Annotated in this window: 1 tRNA gene and 2 rRNA genes; all 3 read left to right on the top strand. The window is 50.5% G+C overall.

What is annotated here, in order from left to right:
- Positions 1-232 precede the first annotated feature (232 nt).
- The 3 genes from AACQ17_RS05645 to AACQ17_RS05635 all read left to right on the top strand — a co-directional run bounded on the left by AACQ17_RS05645 (position 233) and on the right by AACQ17_RS05635 (position 3433).
- A 23S ribosomal RNA gene (locus AACQ17_RS05645) occupies positions 233-3124 on the top strand.
- Between the two features lie 87 nt (positions 3125-3211).
- A 5S ribosomal RNA gene (rrf, locus tag AACQ17_RS05640) occupies positions 3212-3327 on the top strand.
- A 29-nt stretch (positions 3328-3356) separates the two neighbouring features.
- Positions 3357-3433: transfer RNA gene (locus AACQ17_RS05635), tRNA-Asp, on the top strand.
- Positions 3434-3443 lie beyond the last annotated feature (10 nt).

Genomic DNA, 3443 nt, shown 5'->3' with positions numbered 1-3443 from the left:
ATTTGGAAAGCTGACTGATAACAACGAACGTGTTTGTTGTTATCAAATAAAAGTTCTCAACATCAATACGTTTAACGTATTGATACCAAACACATTCAAGTGTTCTTGGGAAAGCTTACTACGGTAAGTTTTCAAAATTGAGTCCGGCAAAATCAAACGTCTCTCGCTCATTCAAATAATGAGAGACAACCTTGGTGACTTGTCTGCAATACGAAACTTCTTCGGGTTGTATGGTTAAGTGACTAAGCGTACACGGTGGATGCCTTGGCAGTCAGAGGCGATGAAGGACGTAGTAACTTGCGATAAGCGTAGATTAGGCAGTAACAGCCACTTGAGTCTACGATTTCCGAATGGGGAAACCCACGTGCATAAGCACGTATCCTTACCTGAATACATAGGGTAAGGAGGCAAACCGGGGGAACTGAAACATCTAAGTACCCCGAGGAGAAGAAATCAACAGAGATTCCGAAAGTAGCGGCGAGCGAAATTGGACTAGCCCTTAAGCTTTTAATGATGCAGGTGAAGCCTCTGGAAAGTGGCGCAATAAAGGGTGATAGCCCCGTAACTGTTCCATCATTATAAGTGAAATCGAGTAAGGCGGGACACGTGTTATCCTGTCTGAACATGGGGGGACCATCCTCCAAGGCTAAATACTACTGACTGACCGATAGTGAACCAGTACCGTGAGGGAAAGGCGAAAAGAACCCCTGTGAGGGGAGTGAAATAGAACCTGAAACCGTGTACGTACAAGCAGTAGGAGCAGGCTTTGTCCTGTGACTGCGTACCTTTTGTATAATGGGTCAGCGACTTATATTCAGTGGCAAGGTTAACCGAATAGGGGAGCCGTAGGGAAACCGAGTCTTAACTGGGCGATTTAGTCTCTGGATATAGACCCGAAACCGGGTGATCTAGCCATGGGCAGGTTGAAGGTTGAGTAACATCAACTGGAGGACCGAACCGACTAATGTTGAAAAATTAGCGGATGACTTGTGGCTAGGGGTGAAAGGCCAATCAAACTCGGAGATAGCTGGTTCTCCCCGAAAGCTATTTAGGTAGCGCCTCGGACGAATACTACTGGGGGTAGAGCACTGTTAAGGCTAGGGGGTCATCCCGACTTACCAACCCTTTGCAAACTCCGAATACCAGTAAGTACTATCCGGGAGACACACGGCGGGTGCTAACGTCCGTCGTGGAGAGGGAAACAACCCAGACCGCCAGCTAAGGTCCCAAATTACTACTAAGTGGGAAACGATGTGGGAAGGCTCAGACAGCCAGGATGTTGGCTTAGAAGCAGCCATCATTTAAAGAAAGCGTAATAGCTCACTGGTCGAGTCGGCCTGCGCGGAAGATGTAACGGGGCTAAGTAGTAAACCGAAGCTGCGGCAATACAGTTTACTGTATTGGGTAGGGGAGCGTTCTGTAAGCCGTTGAAGGTGTGTTGTAAAGCATGCTGGAGGTATCAGAAGTGCGAATGCTGACATGAGTAACGATAAGGGGGGTGAAAAACCTCCCCGCCGGAAGACCAAGGGTTCCTGTCCAACGTTAATCGGGGCAGGGTAAGTCGACCCCTAAGGCGAGGCTGAAAAGCGTAGTCGATGGGAAACGGGTTAATATTCCCGTACTGCTTATAATTGCGATGGGGGGACGGAGAAGGCTAGGTGGGCCAGGCGACGGTTGTCCTGGTTCAAGTGCGTAGGCTAAGAGACTAGGTAAATCCGGTTTCTTGTTAGGCTGAGACACGACGTCGAGCTGCTACGGCAGTGAAGTCATTGATGCCCTGCTTCCAGGAAAAGCCTCTAAGCTTCAGATTATAAGCAATCGTACCCCAAACCGACACAGGTGGTCGGGTAGAGAATACCAAGGCGCTTGAGAGAACTCGGGTGAAGGAACTAGGCAAAATGGTACCGTAACTTCGGGAGAAGGTACGCTCTTATTGGTGAAGTCCCTTGCGGATGGAGCTGACGAGAGTCGCAGATACCAGGTGGCTGCAACTGTTTATTAAAAACACAGCACTGTGCAAAATCGCAAGATGACGTATACGGTGTGACGCCTGCCCGGTGCCGGAAGGTTAATTGATGGGGTTAGACTTAGGTCGAAGCTCTTGATCGAAGCCCCGGTAAACGGCGGCCGTAACTATAACGGTCCTAAGGTAGCGAAATTCCTTGTCGGGTAAGTTCCGACCTGCACGAATGGCGTAATGATGGCCACGCTGTCTCCACCCGAGACTCAGTGAAATTGAAATCGCTGTGAAGATGCAGTGTACCCGCGGCTAGACGGAAAGACCCCGTGAACCTTTACTACAGCTTGGCACTGAACATTGAACCTACATGTGTAGGATAGGTGGGAGACTTAGAAGCGCAGTCGCTAGATTGCGTGGAGTCAACCTTGAAATACCACCCTTGTCGTTTTGATGTTCTAACGTAGGCCCCTCATCGGGGTTGCGGACAGTGCCTGGTGGGTAGTTTGACTGGGGCGGTCTCCTCCCAAAGAGTAACGGAGGAGCACGAAGGTGGGCTAATCACGGTTGGACATCGTGAGGTTAGTGCAATGGCATAAGCCCGCTTAACTGCGAGAATGACGGTTCGAGCAGGTACGAAAGTAGGTCATAGTGATCCGGTGGTTCTGAATGGAAGGGCCATCGCTCAACGGATAAAAGGTACTCCGGGGATAACAGGCTGATACCGCCCAAGAGTTCATATCGACGGCGGTGTTTGGCACCTCGATGTCGGCTCATCACATCCTGGGGCTGAAGTCGGTCCCAAGGGTATGGCTGTTCGCCATTTAAAGTGGTACGCGAGCTGGGTTTAGAACGTCGTGAGACAGTTCGGTCCCTATCTGCCGTGGGCGTTGGAAGATTGAAGGGGGCTGCTCCTAGTACGAGAGGACCGGAGTGGACGAACCGCTGGTGTTCGGGTTGTCATGCCAATGGCATTGCCCGGTAGCTAAGTTCGGAATTGATAAGCGCTGAAAGCATCTAAGCGCGAAGCGAGCCCTGAGATGAGTCTTCCCTGGCACTTTAAGTGTCCTAAAGGGTTGTTCGAGACTAGAACGTTGATAGGTTGGGTGTGTAAGCGCTGCGAGGCGTTGAGCTAACCAATACTAATTGCCCGTGAGGCTTAACCATACAACACCGAAGGGGTTTTGTGGACTCAATGGAAGAACATTGAATGTGTGAATGAGAACGAAGCAGCTTTCCGAATTAAGAAATTTGCTTGGCGACCATAGCGTTGTGGACCCACCTGACTCCATGCCGAACTCAGAAGTGAAACACAACAGCGCCGATGGTAGTGTGGGGTCTCCCCATGTGAGAGTAGGACATCGCCAGGCTTTGAATATTGTCTAACCAGACACGCTGCGGAGCGGTAGTTCAGTTGGTTAGAATACCGGCCTGTCACGCCGGGGGTCGCGGGTTCGAGTCCCGTCCGCTCCGCCACTTATTAAGA

The organism is Vibrio sp. V10_P2A27P122 (assembly GCF_963874335.1).
Lineage (GTDB): Bacteria > Pseudomonadota > Gammaproteobacteria > Enterobacterales > Vibrionaceae > Vibrio > Vibrio anguillarum.
Note: the sequence above shows the minus strand (reverse complement) of the source record. Positions and strands in the feature narration are given on the sequence as shown.